Here is a 1,585-nt window from a genome sequence, read left to right as displayed (position 1 = left end):
CACCCTCAGCCCACCCCGTACCATCCGCAGCCGCCGCAAACGACTTGCACCGACCATCCACCGCCAACCCCCGCTGCCGCGAGAACTCCACGAACGACACAGGGGTGGACAGCACCGTGACGCCGCCGGCGAAGGCCATGTCGCACTCGCCCCGGCGCAGCGCGGTGGCCCCCATGTGCAGCGCGACCAGCGACGAGGAGCACGCCGTGTCCACGGACACGGTCGGGCCTTCGAAGCCGAACGTGTACGCCACCCGGCCGGCCGCGATACTGCCCATGCTGTTGCTGACGAGGTTGCCTTCGTACCCCTCCTTGGGGAGGTTGGGGCGCGCTCCGTAGTCGTGGTACATCTGCCCCACGAACACGCCGGTGCGGCTGCCGCGCAGGGTGACGGGCACAACGCCCGCGCTCTCCATGGCCTCCCAGGTGGTCTCCAGCAGCAGGCGCTGCTGCGGGTCCGCCACCGTGGCCTCGCGCGGGGACATCCCGAAGAAGGCGGGGTCGAAGCCGCTCACGTCGTCGAGGAAGCCGCCCTCGCGCACGTACGACTTGCCCACGCTGTCGGGGTCCGGGTCGTACAGGTCTTCGCGCCACCCGCGGTCCTTCGGGAAGGGTGAGACCGCGTCGACGCCGTCGGCGACCAGCTCCCACAGGGCTTGCGGGTCGGTCACGCCGCCCGGGTAGCGGCAGGCCATCCCCACGATCGCGATCGGCTCCCGTGCCTTCTCCTCCGCCTCACGCAGCCGGGCGCGCGCGTCCCGCGCGTCGGCTATGGCGCGCTTGAGGTATTCCCGGAGTTCCTTCTCGTCCGCCATCGGGATCCATTCCTTCGCAAGTTCAGGTGTGAGGTGAAGCGGGATGGGGCCGGCCCGGGCCGGCGGTGTGCCGGTGCGCGCCTACTCGGCCCTGTCGACCAGGGCGAAGAGCTCTTCGTCGCTCGCGGAATCGAGGTCCTCGTCCAGCCCGGTGCCGGTCAGCTCCAGGAGCCGTTGCAGCTGTCCGCCGATCCGCCGCCGCAGCGCGTCGTCCTCGACGCCGGCCCGGATGCGTTCTTCCAGCGCGTCCAAATGCGCGAGCACGGCCTGCGGCGCGCTTTCGTCCTGTGCGGACCGGTTGATCCGGTCGATGCGCTCGGCCAGGTGTCCGTCGAGGAAGCCCGCCAGCGCACCGACCGACGGGTAGTCGAAGACGACCGTGTTGGCGAACCGCATGCCGCAGACCTTGTTCAGGCGGTTCCGCAGCTCCACCGCGCTCAGGGAGTCGAAGCCCAGCTCCTGGAAGGCACGGTCCACCTCGATCTCCGCCGGGTCCTCATGGCCCAGGAGCTCGGCCACCTCTTCCTGCACCAGGACGACGAGTTCGCGCTCGCGCTCCCCCGCGGGAAGGTCTGCCAGCCGCTGGAGCAGCGGAGGCACCGGTTCGCCGTCGTGGGCGTCGAGCAGGGTGTGGGGGGTGGGGGTGTGCTGGTCGGTGAGTTGTCCGTCGAGGTGCCCGGCCAGTGCCGTGACCGAGGGATAGTCGAACACGACGGTGTTGGCCAGCCGCAGCCCGCTCAACGCGTTCAGCCGGTTACGCAGCTCCACCGC

The 1,585-nt window shown here is 70.5% G+C and carries 2 protein-coding genes; both read right to left on the bottom strand.

Annotated elements, in window-relative coordinates; all coding sequences use genetic code 11:
* On the bottom strand, positions 1-814 hold an 814-nt coding region (locus ACIBCJ_RS35575), incomplete at its 3' end, for a polyketide synthase (protein WP_365981566.1).
* An 81-nt stretch (positions 815-895) separates the two neighbouring features.
* Positions 896-1,585: phosphopantetheine-binding protein (locus ACIBCJ_RS35570; RefSeq protein ID WP_365981565.1), on the bottom strand; the 690-nt coding region annotated here is incomplete at its 5' end.

The organism is Streptomyces sp. NPDC051136 (assembly GCF_044455745.1).
In the GTDB taxonomy this organism is placed as follows: Bacteria; Actinomycetota; Actinomycetes; order Streptomycetales; family Streptomycetaceae; genus Streptomyces.
This window is presented reverse-complemented; position numbering and strand designations above follow the sequence as displayed.